Raw genomic sequence first — 16,417 nt, 5'->3', positions numbered from 1 at the left:
CAGAGCAATGGCTATCGCAAGGCCACTCGCGATAGCCGTCTGCTCTTGCTCAACGGCAAGCAGCCAAGCTTCGGACCTGCCCGCCTTCGCGTTGATTTTCTTCGCTAAGCCATCGTTCAAATGCCGCTCCGATCGCCGGCCACTCCGAGTCGAGCATCGAATACCACGCCGTGTCGCGGTTCTGGCCCTTGACGACCATGTGCTGGCGGAACACCCCCTCAAATGTGAAGCCCAGCCGCTCGGCGGCATATTTGGAGCGGGCGTTGCCGTTGTTGCACTTCCATTCGAGGCGACGGTAGCCGAGGGCGAACGACTCCTTGGCCAGCAGATAAACCGCCTCGGTGCTTTTCGGCGATCGCTGCATCGGCGCGCCAAAAGTGACGTGGCCGATCTCGATGCGGCCGTGGGCCGGCACGATGGACATCAGGCTGAGGATCCCTTGCACCTCGCCGCTGGCACGGTCGATCACGCTGAAAAAATACGGGTCGGTGTTGGCTGCATGGTTGTCCAGCCAGGCGTCGAAGTCGCCACGAACCTTGAAGGGACCGTAGGGCAAGTAGTCCCAGAGTTTCGGATCGGCCCCGGGGCCTTCGAGGGCTTGCCAAAGACCCTCGGCATGACGCGCCGGGTCGAGTTTTTCCAGGCGGATGAATCGCCCTTCGAGCAAGCGCGTAGATGGCGCCGAGACACCTTTCCAATCGGTAAGCGGGGTCGACATGCAGTGCTCCTTACAAGGCTTTGCGAAATTGAATGAAGCCTGGGCGTTCGGCGATGCGTTCGTAGAGTTGGATCGCGGTCGTGTTGGTCTCGTGGGTCAGCCAGTGGACCTTGGCACAACCGTCGGCCTTGGCCGTGGCATAGACGAATTCGATCAATTGCCGACCAACACCGGTGCCCCGACTTTGCTCGGTCACCAGCAAGTCCTGCAAGTAGCAGGAGTTCTCTATGCTCCAGTTCGAGCGGTGGTAAATGAAATGCACCAGGCCCACCGCCGTATCGCCGTGCCAGGCGAGGGCGCCGTGGGTTGGTTCGCGATCGTCGAGCAGGCGCTGCCAGGTGCTGTGGGTCACCGCTTCCGGCAGTTCGGTGTTGTAGAACCGTAGGTAAGCCTGCCATAGCGGCAGCCAGGCAGCGTGGTCTTCAGCAGTGACGAGGCGGATCTCGGTGTGGCTCATGTTCACTCCTTGGTGGATGCATCAGGCATCAGGCGTGACAGCGCCTGATCTTGCGGATCGGTGCTCGTGGCGAGACCGTTGCGCACTCCGGCGATATCTTCGGGGCTGCGGTTTTGGCTGAGCTTGCGTTTGCCTTCCAGGCGCTGGATAGGCAGCGAAAAACCAACGATGGCCTTGAGCATCGCTTCGACGTACTCGGCCGGTGCATCATCGAGTTTCCAGGGTTGGGCGCGGCCGGTTTCGTGACGTTCGGTGAGGGCGCCGACTACTTCGCGCAGGCGATGGGCGTCGCTGAAAACTTCGGCTGTGCCATAGGCGTGTACGGCCAGGTAGTTCCAGGTCGGCACCACTTTGCCGTGTTCGGCCTTGCTGGGGTACAGGCCCGGGCTGACGTAGGCATCGGCGCCGGGAAATATCACCAGGGCCTCGGCCCCGGCCTCCAGGTCGCGCCATTGCGGATTGGCCCGGGCCATGTGCCCGCGCAGGCTTCCGTGGGGACCCTGTCGCGTATCCAGCAGCAGCGGCAAGTGGCTGGCCTGTAGGCCGTGTTCACCCTGGGTGACCAGTACGGCCAAGCGGCAATCGTTCATCATTTGATGTAACTGGGGTATGTCTTGGACGGCGAAGGCTTTTGGGTTGTACATGAAAGTTTTTCCTTGGCGAATGCCAGCATCCTAGGCAGGCTATTGGTCTGTTGTAAGAGCCACTCCAGGCCAGTTTGATAGGTCCATTCCTGAGGCTGTGTGATGAACAACCCCGTGCCGCCGCTGTCGTTCAACCCCGCTGGAATCGAACTGGATCGCCGCCACGGGCTCAGCCGGCAGCTTTATCAGGCATTGCGGGCCCGCGTCCTGGATGGTCGCCTTGCAAGCGGCACGCGCCTGCCAGCTAGCCGCGACCTGGCGGCGGCCTTGTCCATTTCCCGCAACAGCGTGGTGCGTGCGTACGACCAGCTCTATGGCGAAGGTTTTATCGAAGGACGCGTCGGTGACGGAACCTATGTGGCGAATCTGTCCGCAGTGGCGTTGCCGCTGAAGAAATTATCCACAAAAGCATCCACAGGCTTTTCAACAGGCTTACCCACAGGTTTATCCACAGAATGGCTCGATTTACCTGTGGGCCCATCCAGTAAAGTTATCCACAGCGACGCGCTGCTACGTGTCGAAAAGCATCATCTGGCCCAGCCGCCGGCGGGACCACCGCGTGCATTCCGGGTGGGTGTGCCGGCCTTCGACCTGTTCCCTTTTGATGTCTGGGCCAAGCTGAACGGGGCTTTCTGGCGCAAGCCGGATCTTCAACAGCTGTGCTACGGCGATTCTCAAGGAGACGAACGCTTGCGTGGCCTGATTGCGGCTTACCTGCGCAGTTCGAGGGGCCTGCAGTGCACGGCTGAACAAATTGTGATCACCAGCGGCGCGCAGCAGGGCATCAGCCTTTGTGCACAGCTGTTGGTAGATCCCGGTGACGTGGTGGCGGTGGAAAACCCAGGTTATCGCGCTGCGGGGCATGCGTTTGCGGTGGCTGGAGCCGACGTCCGAGGCGTGCCGGTGGACAGCGATGGCTTGGATTGCGCGGCGCTCGCGGCGTTGAGCCATTGTCGGCTGACCTATGTCACGCCCTCCCATCAATACCCGACCGGGGTGGTCATGAGCCTTGCGCGGCGGCTGGAGCTGCTGGGTTGGGCCGAACGCAACGACGGCTGGATCGTCGAGGACGATTACGACGGCGAATACCGCTACAGCGGCGCGCCGCTGGCGCCGTTGGCCGCGCTGGATCGCCAGGGCCGGGTACTTTACGTCGGCACCTTCGGCAAGGTGGCGTTCCCGGCCCTGCGCCTGGGTTATCTGGTGTTGCCGCCGGGCCTGGTCGACGCCTTCGCCCGACGGCGCGCCGTGGATGTGCGCCACTCCGAAGTCAGCACCCAGGCCGTGATGGCCGAGTTCATGGCCGCCGGGCATTTCCAGCGACACATCAGGCGCATGCGTCGGGCGGCCCTGGCTCGGCGGGATGCGTTGTTGGCGGGTTGGCCCAAGGCTGTCGAGGGTGTTGGCGCCATGCCCACGGTCGTCGCCGGGCTGCATGTCACGGTACCTGTGGACAGCATCGAGCGTGAACGGGAGCTGATTGCCAAGGCGGCCAGCGTCGGCGTGGAGATCAATGGCCTGAGCGGCTATTGGTTGCCTACCACGCCTGCGCAGGTCCGCGCCGGGCTGGTGCTGGGGTTCGCGGCAGTCCCGCCCGCGGCGATCGGCACGGCGCTGGCGAGCCTGGCTAAGGCCTGGGATGTCTGACGGCCCGCGGCCGGGACATCAATCGCAGGCCAGGCTCGGCTTCATGGCCGTTTCTTTGGAAAGAACACCTGTATGGCCTGATCCACGGCAATTTCGCTGCGGTAACGATCAATCAATTGACGTTGGTTCAATCCATCCAAGGAGATGTCTGCCATGCCTGACTTGACCTGCTCAGGGGTTCTCAGGTGTGCCGAAAGAAACTTGAGGTCGACCCCCCAAAAGGTGGAGTAGTGAAAGTCCGCGAACCATAGCGGCTTGCCGCTTTGCTTGTCCTGAATTTCATACCGGTCGAGGTATCTCTTTCCCGCCGGGGTCTTGATGCGCTTTCGGTTGATTCGTTTAGTCAAGTGGATGAGGTTTCGTTCGTTCAGCCAAGTGACGCCGCTCATGTTGGGCGGGCTTCGTTTGATGAGCCCCAGTACGGTCTCGTGTTCCTCGGCGCGTAGCGCCGTCGCTTCGCTCTTGAGCTGCAATCGCAAGGATTCGGCGGAACTCCGTTCTTCTGGCGCAAGTTCGACCGTTTCGTTCCTGGCCCGGTCGAGCGCCTTTTCGATTGCATTGGCGACTGTATCGAACCGGCTCGCATGGGCGCCCATGATTAATGAAATACCGGACGGTGTACGGTCTGGCTGCTGCACGTCATCTTGGACTTGTGTTTTGAAGGCAGAGAGTCCTTTGATCAGGGCTTTGCCTTTCTTGACGCTGGTTTTCAGAGCGGGGATCGCCGGAGGTTCGTTGGCCTCGATATGGGGGACCCATTCACCGGTTTCTTTGCGGTGGAATAAAGCGATCATTTCACCGGATAACGGATTCCTCACCTCGACCCAACCCGTTTCTTCGTACGAGCTGGACAGGCGAGCCACGCCGCTGACGACTCCCCAGAAGCGGCCTCTGATGAATTTCCTCCTGGAGCGGGGGCGTTCCTCATATACAGTCAGCGATTGTCGTTTATTGCTTCGCTCGTCGAGGGCCTTGGCCAAATGACGCAACGCTCGCTCTTTTGCCTTGGTTATTCGATTACCCAGATGCTTGAGTTGTTGAGTGTTAGCACTGTCCTGGTATTCGTTTCCCATGTAGTCCAGGTGCTCCCGGATGGCAGTGAACTGTTCCGTCAGGCTGCCGAGTGCATCGATTTGTTCGTCCAGCCGGATCCTGGTTGTTTCATCGAGCGCCTCGCGCAAGGTTTGGAAGGCCACCATCGCATTGTCGATCAGTCGGTCAATCTCCAGCCAACCTTCGGGCATTGTTTTAACGCTGTCGAGGGTCAGGCAGAGGTGGCGATACATTTCCAATTGAAGAATTCGTAGATCGTCGCTGGTGTAGGAAGGCATTTTTCTGCGGTATTCGCGCACAAACTCAAAGCCTCCGAGCCCGAGTTTCTTGAGCTTGGAAAAGCGTGTCTCAATATATTCCAGACGCTCGATCATGTTGTCACCGAGCTGAATCATGCTGTTGGCAGCATCGACGTGTCGTTGCTCGCGCATTTGGAAGCGAGGGGTGATCATGTCCCTCGCCTGCGCCATGGCGGGTAGAAATTGTTCCCGCAATATGTCCATGTCAGCGAAAGTGAAATTTATTTGCGCGTTCAGGTAACCAAGGCTCACGCGCGGAGCATCCGGCCTCGCCTGGAAGACCGGCCACTCCATCAAAGCGCTCAATGCCCGTTCATAGTTTTGCCGCTGCGTTTGCAGGGAGACTCTATAAGCTTCAGCAAAAATGTCCCTGGTATCGGCCGATGCCCGCTCCATGTTTTGAGCACCGATATTCAGCGCCCATTCGTTATACGTTCTGCTTTCTTCAAATTTATTGAGTTCGGCAAGCAATTCAATGTTGCGGCGTTGTGCCGCGACGACGACTTTCTGCCTGACGCCTTTCGATCCGCTGCCCTTTAATCGCAAGCGACTATCGATTCTCCACTGGTCACGCTCGTCCCGGAGCAAGGGGGGGCCGGAGCGTGTGTCCTTGATGATGCTGACCTGCTCGCCCTCGACGCTGACTTCAAAACACTGGCTCGCCAGCTTTGCGTACCACTTCCCATTTTTCGGGTAGAGGCCTTTGAACACGCCTTCGCTCTCGGGATGCCCGAGGTTATCGGGCGCATCGATGCTGAAGCTAGCGAGAAGCCCGGCGTGACTGCCGGATTTACCCATCAAGGCGCCACTGGTATGGATGAACTCGTAGTGCTCTTGTGACAGTTCTTTTTGCACGAGTGGCGAAAGTGTCTCGATGCTTGGTTTGGAAAGTGGTGCTGGCACATTTTGTTTCGGGGCTACTTCAGGCGCTTGTGTTGGTCGTTCGCGGCTGCCTGCTTTGGAGCGATCGATAGCAATATTGACCACGCCTAACGCCACGTTTAACAGCAAATCCACGACGGCCTCCCACTTGGTCTGGTCCTTGCGCTCTCCGTCGTCCTGCGCTAACCGTTCCAAGTCCTCCAGTATCTGCCAGAGCCAGGTCGCGGTGTTCGCCGTGGTGCCGAGATAGGGCAACGCCAGATTGAAAATCAACCACCCCGTCTGTTTGAACGACTCCCAACGGCTCTCGCTGTTGGAAACCGATTGTTTATCGGCGAGTGTCACCAGGGCGTTGGCGTTGGCCTTGAACAACAGCGGCATGAAATCGGCTCCCAAGGATTCGTCGCTTAAGGTGATGGGCCCCGCGTTGGCTAATGATGTGATGGGGGTCGCCACGAACTCCAAAGCGGCCCAGGGCGAAGGCAGGGCGCCCGGGAAGACCAGTCGGCTGTAAGTGTCCCGCACCCCATCGGGCAGCCACGCCAGTACCGATTGGCGCAACGTGGCTGACTGCTTGATGGCATAGAGCAAATTGCTGAACGAGGGGAACTGGCACAGCTGCGGTTCGAGTAGAGGGCGGTAGAGCAGGCAGGGGCCGGCGCTGGGTGTCTGCGGGCCGATCACAAACATATTGGCCACGATGTCCTCGGAAATACCGAGCTGCAACTCTGGCACGAACGCCAGCTTGCGCAGGACAATGGCTTGCCCGTCAACCTTGCGGTCGGCTTCCAGCGGCTCCATCAGCGCCGCGACGTAACGACAGCCGCGATCATCGATATCGCCCAACCCCTTCAATTTACTTTCCAGCGCAAGCAGGGGCAGTTGTATGCGTAGCTGTGAACTGAACAGGCGCTCTCGACGGGACGATTGCGTTGGATCGTCGAGTAGTTTTCGTTTGATCAGCTCTGGATAGACGCGACCGATATCGACCTGGGTAATAAGGCGCTCAACGTAGTCCACCGTCACCCATTCGGGGAGCTCGGTCCCGTCCACGGACTTCACGGTTTTGTTGCCCTGTGGAAGCGCAATCAGGTTTTGCAAGGCGAGATCGATTAAGTTGAACTCGGTTGTGTCGAACTTGAACGGAACGACAAAGGTCCCCCAGACCACCGGGCTTGTTATCTCGATGACGATTGTTTCCGGTTTCAGAGTCGAAACATCGCTGTGGTCGGATTGCATCTGGGTTTTCAAGGCATTTGACGCGTAGTCCTTGATCGAAGGGATATCCTCCAAGTAAGTTTCGCCGGCGTGGGAACTGCCCAGCGCCGACAGGTTTTTCATGTATTGAGCGAACAACGTCTGGTCGGCTACTGGTGCGTTGCGTAACCAATCGGGTATCTGCTGCTTGAACCACGCCTCGCCTGGTCCGACCGCGATTCCACTGATGGGTATTTCGGGCTCAGCAGCGACAGCGTCCGACTCCGTACGAGGGTTTCCGAGCACCCTGACCTGCACACCAATAAGTCCACAGGCCTTGCTGTCGAAAATGTTTGCGCGCGGTTCATAGAGCCGCCAGCGTATCGCGGTGGTGGGGTGAGAGAGCGATAGATGATCGGTAAGGGACTGGCCCAATGCGTCACGTGTCTCGAACTTCTCATAACCGCTGTACAACGAGTGCGTAAGGATGACCTCCTTGTCATCGATCTGACCGATCAGGACGACCAGCGAGTTCTCGTTCAAGCGAGTGACCTGAGTGTCAGCGACTGCATCGACGTCGACCAGGTACGCGTGGCTTTGGAATTTATCCTTACGGTCTTGCGGGTCGGGGTACAGGTAAAGTTGCCTGGCCATGGCACATTCGTCCGCCGTCCAGCCCTTGAGTTGCCGCACGTCCCAGAATTTGCGCAATGTATTGGACAGCTCATGCCAGCGGGCACCGTAATGACCGAATGGCATGTTCCAGTAAGCCAGTTGTTGTTCCTGGTTGGCCTTCAACATCGCGGGCGCCAGCTCATTGATCAACCTTCCGATTTGCTCGATGCGCACCGGCAAATGCACTTCGGGTTCGGTAATCGGCAGCCGGGTCAGGAAGTGCAAACCCTCAATCAACAAGGTCGGATGTTCCTGGTCGATCTGATCGGCCAGTAAGTTGCTCAGTGACTCATAACGGGTTGGCAACGCTACGATTTCGCCGCCGACGATGTCCCAGGCCGGTTCGGCGAGGACGGTTGTGTAGGGGTCCAGGTCCAAGGACGGATAAAGGTCCTTGAGCGCACCTTGCAGGAGTCCGGCGGCCACTTCCGGGTAGGTGGGGCCTGCAAGCAATTGGTTGAGCAATGCTGCCTTGATGCTTGCGTCGGACGTAGGGCCTGTGTCAGTCGAGTCGAGTGTCATTTGCGTGTCCCTCCTTGAACATGAAAACCCGAAGCCGAACGCTTCGGGTTTTTCATGCTAGGGAGGCACGGACTGGGGCAGGTGGTAACTATGTATAGGCCGACGTATTGACGTTGGCGCCGATACGACGTGGTTACTGGCCGGATTTGATTCGCGTCCAGGCTCGCGTGCGTGCGCGCTCGGCATCCCTCGGCAACGGTTGAAGCGTATACAGCGTCGCCATTGCCGCTTCGGTCGGGTACAGGTTGGGGTTGCCGCGGATCGCTGGGTCGACGCTTTCGGTAGCGTCTTTGTTCGGGTTCGGATAACCGACAAAATCACTGATCGGCGCGATCACCTGCGGTTGCAACAAGTAATTGATGAAGGTGTAGGCGTCGTCCGGGTTTTTCGCCCCTTTAGGAATGGCGAGCATGTCGAACCAGATCGGCGCGCCCTCCTTGGGCAGGCGCATGTCCACCGTCACGCCGTTCTTGGCTTCCTTGGCGCGGTTGGCCGCCTGGGAGAAGCTGCCGGAATAACCGACGGCCACGCAGATATCGCCGTTGGCGATATCCGCCATGTATTTGGAGGAGTGGAAATAGGTGATGTAGGGCCGAATCTTCAACAGCAGCGCTTGGGCCTTGGCGTAGTCCGCCGGCTTATTGCTGTTGGGGTCCAGGCCCAGGTGCTGCAAGGCCAGGGGCAGGATTTCCGAGGGCGAATCGAGCAAGGCCACGCCGCACTGCTTGAGCTTGCTGATGTTTTCTTCCTTGAAGATCAGGTCCCAGCTGTCCACTGGCGCGTTTTCACCCAGCGCGGCCTTGACCTTGTCCGGGTTGAAGCCGATCAGGATGGTGCCGTACATGTAAGGCACGGCGAATTTGTTGCCTGGGTCGTTGGCCTCGATCAGCTTCATCAGCTTGGGATCGAGGTGGTTCCAATTCGGCAGCTTGCTGCGATCCAAGGGCTGGAACACCCCGGCTTCGATCTGCTTGGCCAGAAACACGTTGGACGGCACCACCACGTCGTAGCCAGCGTTGCCCGTCAGCAGCTTGGCCTCCAGGGCTTCGTTGGTGTCGAAGATGTCGTAGATCAGCTTGACCTGGCTGTTCTGCGCCTTGAAGTCATCCAAGGCCTTGGGCGTGATGTAGTCGAACCAGTTGTAGACGCGCAATGTGCGCTCCTCGGCCTGAGCGGCGCCACACAGCAGCGCGGCGCACAGGGCCGGGGCCATCAAACGCTTGAGTCTGTTCATGCTGTTGTTCCTCATTGGGCGCTTTGGAAACCTTCAAGGACGTTCACGGCGTTGATGCCGATTTCTGCCACTGCGTAGCCGCCTTCCATCACGAACAAGGTCGGTTTGCCGAGGGCGGCGATGCGTTTGCCCATCGCCAGGTAATCCGGGCTGTCGAGCTTGAATTGCGAGATCGGATCTTCCTTGAAGGTGTCCACGCCCAGAGACACGACGATGACATCGGCATCGTAGCGTTGGACTTCGCCGCAGGCTTGCTCCAGCGCGGCGCTCCAGGTTTCCCAACCCGAGCCCGCCGGCAAAGGGTAGTTGAAGTTAAAGCCCGCGCCGGCACCTTCGCCGCGCTCATCTTCGTAGCCCAGAAAGAATGGGAACTCGGCCTCCGGGTGGCCGTGGATCGACGCGAACAGCACGTCGCTGCGCTCGTAGAAAATCGATTGGGTGCCGTTGCCGTGGTGGTAGTCCACGTCGAGGATCGCAACCTTTTTGTGCCCCTGGTCAAGAAAGGCCTGTGCTGCGATGGCGGCATTGTTGAGGTAGCAATAACCACCCATCAAGTCGCTTGCAGCGTGGTGTCCCGGTGGGCGACACAACGCGAAGGCGCTACGGGCGCCACGCTGGATGTCGGCCTGGGCGGTGAGGGCGACCTGGGCTGCGCTGTACGCCGCTTGCCAGGTACCGGCGGTAATCGGCGCTCCTCCATCAAAGCTGTAATAGCCGAGCTGGCCGTGCAGGCTGGTCGGGATCACCGAGCGCAAGGTGCGGGCCGGCCAGGTGTAGGGCAGCAGGTCACCGTCGCGATTGAACTCGGTCCAACGCTCCCAGGCGCCCTTGAAAAATTCCAGGTACGCCGGGCTGTGGACACGCTGGATCGGCGCGAGGCCGAATTCCTTCGGCGCCTCCACCGGCCCCAACGCCCGAGCCTTGACCCGCTCCAACACATGGTCGGCCCGGGACGGCATTTCGAAACAGGGCATCAACTGCCCATCCATCAATTCGCAGCGTCCGTGGTGCAGGTGGTGATCGTCTGAGTAGATCGTCAGCATTCTTGTTCTCCGCAGGGCTGATTCGTTGGAACACAGTCTTGCGGCGCGAAGCGTTTCGGAGAACGGCAGGAGAGGCCAAAAGGGGATCGAAATGGCCAAAAGGTTTGACCGTAAATCGCCCCTTGTTGGCGCGGGTGTGAGCCGATTCGGGGCGTGGACGGGTTCGCAGTTTCACAACCCGTGGCGAGGGAGCTTGCTCCCGCTGGGGGGCGAAGCCGCCCCAACCGATCCAACGCGTTTCTATAGATAATCCGCGTCAGCCGGTTTGCGACGGCTACGCCGCCGAGCGGGAGCAAGCTCCCTCGCCACGGGGATCGTGTTGAAGCCAACTTTCACGTCCTGAACCGACTCGGCGCCACGCCGCTCCAGCGCACGAAGGCATGGCGAAAGCTCGCTGTTTCACTGAAGCCAAGCAGTTCGGCGATCCGGTAGATCGGCAGCTGATCCTCGCAGAGCATCTGCTTGGCCCGCTCGAAGCGCAGTTCATCGAGCAGTTCTTGATAGCTGCAACCCAGGTCCTTGAGGTGCCGGCGCAGGGTGCGCGCCGAGCAGTTCATTTGCTCGGCCAGGCCTTCCAGGCCCGGGGCGGCGTCCAGTTGCGCGCCGAGCAGTTGGCGGATTCGTCCCAGCCAGGCTTGGCGGCCGGTGAATTCCGTGTTTTGCCGCCGACAACGTTCGGCCATGGCTTGGTGGGTGATGGGGTCGGCCAGCGGCAAGGGTTGTTCCAGCCAGTAGCGATCGAAGGCGAAGGCGTTATCGAAGCTGTCGAAGCGCACCGGGCAGTCAAACAGGTAGGCGTAGCGCGCCTGGTAGTCCGGCGCCGAGTGTTCGAAGCGCGCCGCGCGCAAGGGCAGCGGGTGACCGAGCAGGTCGTTGCAGATCACCTTCAGCGACACCATGCAGAACTCGGCGTTGAACACCGCCAGGGCCGGGTTCTCCCGGTAGTCGCCGGCGCTGAGCCAGATGTGCTCGCCGTCGTCCTCCAAGGCCAGCTCGAAGAGTGTTCCCAACAGCGCCGGGTAGCGCAACGCCAGGCGCAAAGCGTCACCTAAGGTGGCACTCGTGAGCAGGGCGTATCCCAGCATGCCGTAGGAAGAAACGTGCATGTTGCGCCCCAATTCCAAGCCAATGTCGCGCTTGAGGGCCACGGCGTTGGCACAGACCTGCATCTCTTGGTTGGTGGTGATGCGCGTGTCGGCCCGGCTCAAGTCCGCCGTGCTGATGCCGCTGCCGGCCAGCAATGCATCACTGGGCAGGCCATCGTGCTTGAAGGCATCGAGTACCAGGGAGACGGCGTTGAGGGTGGTGAGGTGGGAATGCAACATGGTCCGTTTCCAGCCTGGGGAGACGGGAGACGGAGCAAGTTGTATGCCGAACGGTATCTGCCAGGACACTGCCATTGTGGCGAGGGAGCTTGCTCCCGCTGGGCCAGTCCGACGCCTCGGGCGAAGCGGCCCCCTAAATCTTGCGGTCGCTGCGCAACCGAGCGGGAGCAAGCTCCCTCGCCACAAAAGCCACTCACCACAACTCGGTGCAGGTTCGGATCAGCTCAGCTCGCCGCACAGATCCAGCTCAACCAACCGGCGAACCTCATCCACCGGCAACCCCGCGCCAATCAATGCCTGCAACTTGCCGAACGCCGCCTCGCGGGTCATGCCGCCGCCGGACAGCACGCCAACGCCGCGCAAACGGCTGCCGGCTTCGTACACGTCCAGCTCGACGCCGCCTTCATGGCACTGCGTCACCGCCACGACCACCACGCCGCTGTCCCGCGCCCGTGCCAGGCTGGCGAGGAACGCCGGGTTGTCGCTCGGCCCGGTGCCGCTGCCGTAGCACTCCAGCACCAGGCCCTGGATGCCGCTGCCCAGCAGGCCATCGATGATCTCGGCACCGATGCCGGGAAACAGCGGCAACGCCGCGACATTCGCCAAGTGTTTGGGCTGGTTGTAATTCAGCTGCGTTGGCAGGGAAGCCGCCTTGATGCCCCCGCCCTGACGTTCCAGGCGCTTGAACGGATGACGGCCGAAGCTGCGCACTTTCGCGCAACGGGTCGGCGCCAGCAGTTCACCGTGGAAATAAAGGTGTACGCCCGGCGCCAGGCCTTGGCCGAGGGCGACCAGCGCGCCGCTGAGGTTTTCCCAGGCATCGCTGTCGGTCACGCCGGCGGGCAGCATCGAACCGGTGAAGCAGACCCGCCCATGCAGGCCCAGCAACTGGAAGCTCATCGCAGCGGCGCTGTAGGCCAGCGTGTCGGTGCCGTGGAGGATCAGCACGCTGTCGCAGCCTTGCACATCCACGGCATCGACCACCGCTTCGCGCAGTTGCTGCCAGTACGCTGGCGTCATGTTGGCGCTGTCGATCAGCGGCGCCATTTCCCGGAAGCGCCACTGGGGCACGACCAGTTCGGGTTGGCTGTGCAGGTAGTCGCGCATCCGCGCTTCGAAGCCGGATGCCGGGGCCAGGCCGTTGGCGCTGGCTTGCATGCCGATGGTGCCGCCGGTGTAGAGCACCATGACGTGCTGGGCGGCAGGATAGGTCGAGGCATTCATGGGAAGTTCTCCGAGGACGAAAACAGCAGCTTCACTCGCTGCCGCAACATAAGGTCGAGCATGACGCCGACCTTATGCTGTGTCACGCCGGACGCAGGGGATGCGCCCGGTTTTTTTCCAACAGACCGTTGATCAGCGTTGCGCTGCAGCCAGGCTTGCCGGAGCGTTGCCGGAATCGGCGGCAGGCGCCGACGGGCTCGCTGGCCAGGCTTTGCGGTCCAGGTCCAGGTCAGGGAACTTGCTCGAATCGAAGACAGGCACCTTGATGCCGGCCGAGCGCTGGTCGTCGTAGTCGCGCAGGATGCGCATGCCGACTTTGAACAGCAGGAACAGCGCGATCAGGTTCACGAACGCCAGCAGGGTCATGGTGATGTCGGCGAACGCGAACACGGTGCCCAGGTTCTCGATGGCGCCCCAGAAAATCAGTGCCAGGACCAGGGTGCGATACGCCATCAGCGCCTTGCGGTTTTCACCCAGCATGAAGCGCAGGTTGTTTTCGCCCAGGTAGTAGTTGTAGAGGATCGAGGTGAAGACGAACAACGACAGGGCCACGGAGATGAAGACCCGGCCCCAGTCACCGACCACGGCCGCCAGGGAGTTCTGGGTCAGGGCAATGCCGTCGCCTTCGAAACCTGGAGTGTAGAAGCCCGACAACAGGATCAGCAGCGCGGTGCAGGTGCAGATCACGAAGGTATCCAGGAACACGCTGAACGCCTGGACCACGCCTTGGGCGACCGGGTGCTCGACGGACGCAACGGCCGCGACGTTAGGCGCGCTGCCCAGGCCGGCTTCGTTGGCGAATACGCCACGCTTGACGCCCATGACAATGGCGCTGCCAATCAGGCCACCGAAAGCCTGGTCCAGGCCAAAGGCGCTCTTGACGATAGTCGCCAGCATGCCCGGCACGTGTTCGAACTGCAGCACGATCACGTAGAGGGTCACGGCGATATACGCCAGGGTCTTGACCGGTACCAGCAGGTCGGCCACTTTGGCGATACGCTTGATCCCGCCGATGAACACCAGGCCCAGCAATACCGCCAGGCCCAAACCGGTGTAGGTGGTGTCGAGGCCAAAGGCGTTGTTCAACGAGTGAGTCACGGCGTGGGCTTGCAGGCCGTTGAAGGCGAAGCCAAAGGTGATCAGCAGCAGGAATGCCATGATCATGCCCAACCAGCGCTTCTGCAGGCCGTGCTGGATGTAATAGGACGGGCCGCCACGGTACTGGCCTTCGGAGTCGCAGCGCTTGTAGAGCTGGCCGAGGGAGCATTCGAAGAAGCTGCTGGACATGCCGACCAGCGCGGTCACCCACATCCAGAACACCGCACCCGGACCACCGAGGGTCACCGCAATGCCGACACCGGCGATGTTGCCCGCGCCGACGCGGCCGGCCAGGCTGAGCATCAAGGCCTGGAACGAACTGAGCTGGTCGGTGCTGCTTTTCAGGCTGTCACGGAACACCGCGAACATATGAAAGAAATGACGGAACTGGACGAAACGCGAGCGGATCGTGAAGTAGCCACCGAGCCCGACAATGAGCGCGATCAGCACTTTCCCTGAGAGGAAGTCGTTGATGACTTCGAGCATGAGTATTCCTCGCTGTTTTTTGTTAAAAGCAAATGCTGGCCATTTGGAAACATCGTGTTACATCCGTCGGCACGCGGCTCGACAGAGGGGGCGATGTTTCGTCCCGGTCCACTTCGCGGGTTTGTTATTAGTTCGGTTTTCGCACGTTTCGAGGCCTCGTTGACGACGACCACCCATGCGAAGAGGGGCGGCACTATACCTATCAGTGCGACGCCCGTCTGCACAGTTGTGGTGCATACGACGAAACGAACCCTTTTATCTCCTGGCCTTTCGGTCAGGTTCCTGAAGGAGCAAGCCGGTTCGCGATGGCTGGCGACGCGGGGTACAACGGCAGCGCGTCGTTGTTTGTCGCGAGCAGGCTTGTTCCTACAAATTTCGCTGGCGCCTCAGTTGACGGTTAAAAAAAAGGGCTTGGGGTACGAGTCCCCAAGCCCTCAAAAGGTGAGAGGTGTCTAGTCCCTCGACCTGGTGAGCGGTGGTGGCGTCGATCAAGCCTTGAGCGGGACCAGACGCGGAGCAATCATGTTTTCCGGGCGCAGGATGTCGTCGAGCATGGCGTCGTCGAGCAAGCCTTCTTCGCGCACCAGCTCCAGCACGCCGCGGCCGCTTTCCAGGGCAACACGGGCGATGCGGGTGGCGTTTTCATAGCCGATGTACGGGTTCAGGGCGGTGACCAGGCCGATCGAGTGCTCGACCAGCTCGCGGCAGCGCGCTTCGTTGGCGGTGATGCCGACGATGCAGTGCTCGCGCAGCATGTCCATGGCCCGTTGCAGCAGGCGGATCGAGTCGAAGATCTTGAAGGCGATCAGCGGCTCCATCACGTTCAGTTGCAGTTGGCCGCCTTCGGCCGCCATGGTCAGGGCCAGGTCGTTGCCGATGATCTGGAATGCCACTTGGTTGACCGCTTCCGGAATCACCGGGTTGACCTTGCCCGGCATGATCGAGCTGCCTGGCTGGCGGGCCGGCAGGTTGATTTCGTTGATGCCGGTGCGTGGACCGCTGGACAGCAGGCGCAGGTCGTTGCAGATCTTCGAGAGCTTGACCGCGGTGCGCTTGAGCATGCCGGAGAACAGCACGAAGGCGCCCATGTCGGAGGTGGCTTCGATCAGGTCGGCGGCCGGCACCAGCGGCTGGCCGCTGATGGTTGCCAGTCGCTGTACGGCCAGGGCCTGATAGCGTGGGTCGGCATTGATGCCGGTGCCGATGGCGGTGCCGCCCAGGTTCACTTCGGTCAGCAGCTCGGGCGCCAGGGTCTTCAGGCGCGCCAGGTCTTCGCTCAGGGTGGTGGCGAAGGCACGGAATTCCTGGCCGAGGGTCATCGGCACGGCGTCTTGCAGTTGGGTGCGGCCCATTTTCAAGACGTGGCTGAATTCCTCGCCCTTGGCGGCAAATGCCTGGATCAGGCTGTCGAGGCTGGCCAGCAACGCGTCGTGGCCCAGCAGCAGACCCAGGCGGATCGCGGTCGGGTAGGCGTCGTTGGTGGACTGCGCCATGTTCACGTCGTTGTTGGGGTGCAGGTACTGGTATTCGCCCTTCTGGTGACCCATGGCCTCCAGCGCGATGTTGGCGATGACTTCGTTTGCATTCATGTTGGTCGACGTGCCGGCGCCGCCCTGGATCATGTCCACCACGAATTCTTCGTGGAAATCTCCGCGGATCAACCGTGCACAAGCTTCGCTGATCGCGGCGTGCTTGGCTTCGCTGAGCTGGCCCAACTCACGGTTGGCGTCAGCGGCGGCTTGCTTGACCATTGCCAGACCGACCACCAGTTTAGGGTAATGCGAGATCGGGACACCGGAGAGACGAAAGTTGTTGATCGCTCGTAGGGTCTGGATGCCGTAATACGCTTGCGCCGGTACTTCGAGTACGCCAAGCAGGTCTTTTTCTGTGCGGAATGATGCAGCGGAGGACAT

General features: G+C 60.7%; 11 protein-coding genes. 1 reads left to right on the top strand and 10 read right to left on the bottom strand.

Annotated features, from left to right (window positions below; all coding sequences use genetic code 11):
• Window positions 1-49 precede the first annotated feature (49 nt).
• From J3P90_RS25820 to J3P90_RS25810, 3 genes are read right to left on the bottom strand one after another with little or no spacing between them, the layout of a single operon-like run.
• Window positions 50-718 carry a GNAT family N-acetyltransferase gene (locus J3P90_RS25820; protein WP_420766112.1) on the bottom strand — a complete coding sequence of 223 codons (669 nt, stop codon included), beginning with the start codon at window positions 716-718 and terminating at the stop codon, window positions 50-52.
• A gap of 10 nt (window positions 719-728) precedes the next feature.
• Complete coding sequence (locus J3P90_RS25815; RefSeq protein WP_420766113.1) at window positions 729-1,175, bottom strand: GNAT family N-acetyltransferase; 447 nt, start codon at window positions 1,173-1,175, stop codon at window positions 729-731.
• Window positions 1,176-1,177: 2 nt separating this feature from the next.
• Entirely contained in the window at window positions 1,178-1,819 is a 642-nt protein-coding gene (locus J3P90_RS25810) for an FMN-binding negative transcriptional regulator (RefSeq protein WP_434608780.1), read from the bottom strand.
• 102 nt (window positions 1,820-1,921) lie between these two features.
• Here J3P90_RS25810 and J3P90_RS25805 point away from each other — a divergent pair, with 102 nt between their 5' ends.
• Window positions 1,922-3,466, top strand: coding sequence for a PLP-dependent aminotransferase family protein (locus tag J3P90_RS25805; protein WP_434675584.1), 1,545 nt, complete (start codon window positions 1,922-1,924; stop codon window positions 3,464-3,466).
• 41 nt (window positions 3,467-3,507) lie between these two features.
• Here the strand turns inward: J3P90_RS25805 and J3P90_RS25800 are convergent, their stop codons facing one another.
• The 7 genes from J3P90_RS25800 to aspA all read right to left on the bottom strand — a co-directional run bounded on the left by J3P90_RS25800 (window position 3,508) and on the right by aspA (window position 16,417).
• Entirely contained in the window at window positions 3,508-8,094 is a 4,587-nt protein-coding gene (locus J3P90_RS25800; RefSeq protein ID WP_434675583.1) for a dermonecrotic toxin domain-containing protein, read from the bottom strand.
• A 133-nt stretch (window positions 8,095-8,227) separates the two neighbouring features.
• Window positions 8,228-9,328, bottom strand: coding sequence for a polyamine ABC transporter substrate-binding protein (locus J3P90_RS25795; protein WP_434675582.1), 1,101 nt, complete (start codon window positions 9,326-9,328; stop codon window positions 8,228-8,230).
• Window positions 9,329-9,339: 11 nt separating this feature from the next.
• Complete coding sequence (locus J3P90_RS25790) at window positions 9,340-10,371, bottom strand: histone deacetylase family protein (RefSeq protein WP_434675581.1); 1,032 nt, start codon at window positions 10,369-10,371, stop codon at window positions 9,340-9,342.
• A gap of 332 nt (window positions 10,372-10,703) precedes the next feature.
• Window positions 10,704-11,696: an AraC family transcriptional regulator gene (locus tag J3P90_RS25785; protein WP_434675580.1), complete on the bottom strand. Its 993-nt coding sequence runs from the start codon at window positions 11,694-11,696 to the stop codon at window positions 10,704-10,706.
• A 219-nt stretch (window positions 11,697-11,915) separates the two neighbouring features.
• Entirely contained in the window at window positions 11,916-12,920 is a 1,005-nt protein-coding gene (locus J3P90_RS25780) for an asparaginase (RefSeq protein ID WP_434675579.1), read from the bottom strand.
• A 132-nt stretch (window positions 12,921-13,052) separates the two neighbouring features.
• The gene (locus J3P90_RS25775; RefSeq protein ID WP_434608791.1) at window positions 13,053-14,504 is read right to left on the bottom strand and encodes an alanine/glycine:cation symporter family protein; all 1,452 of its coding nucleotides are present in this window, start codon (window positions 14,502-14,504) and stop codon (window positions 13,053-13,055) included.
• A gap of 488 nt (window positions 14,505-14,992) precedes the next feature.
• Complete coding sequence (gene aspA / locus J3P90_RS25770) at window positions 14,993-16,417, bottom strand: aspartate ammonia-lyase (RefSeq protein WP_030139110.1); 1,425 nt, start codon at window positions 16,415-16,417, stop codon at window positions 14,993-14,995.

The sequence above is a fragment of the Pseudomonas sp. D3-10 genome, from assembly GCF_051132175.1.
In the GTDB taxonomy this organism is placed as follows: domain Bacteria; phylum Pseudomonadota; class Gammaproteobacteria; order Pseudomonadales; family Pseudomonadaceae; genus Aquipseudomonas.
Note: the sequence above shows the minus strand (reverse complement) of the source record. Positions and strands in the feature narration are given on the sequence as shown.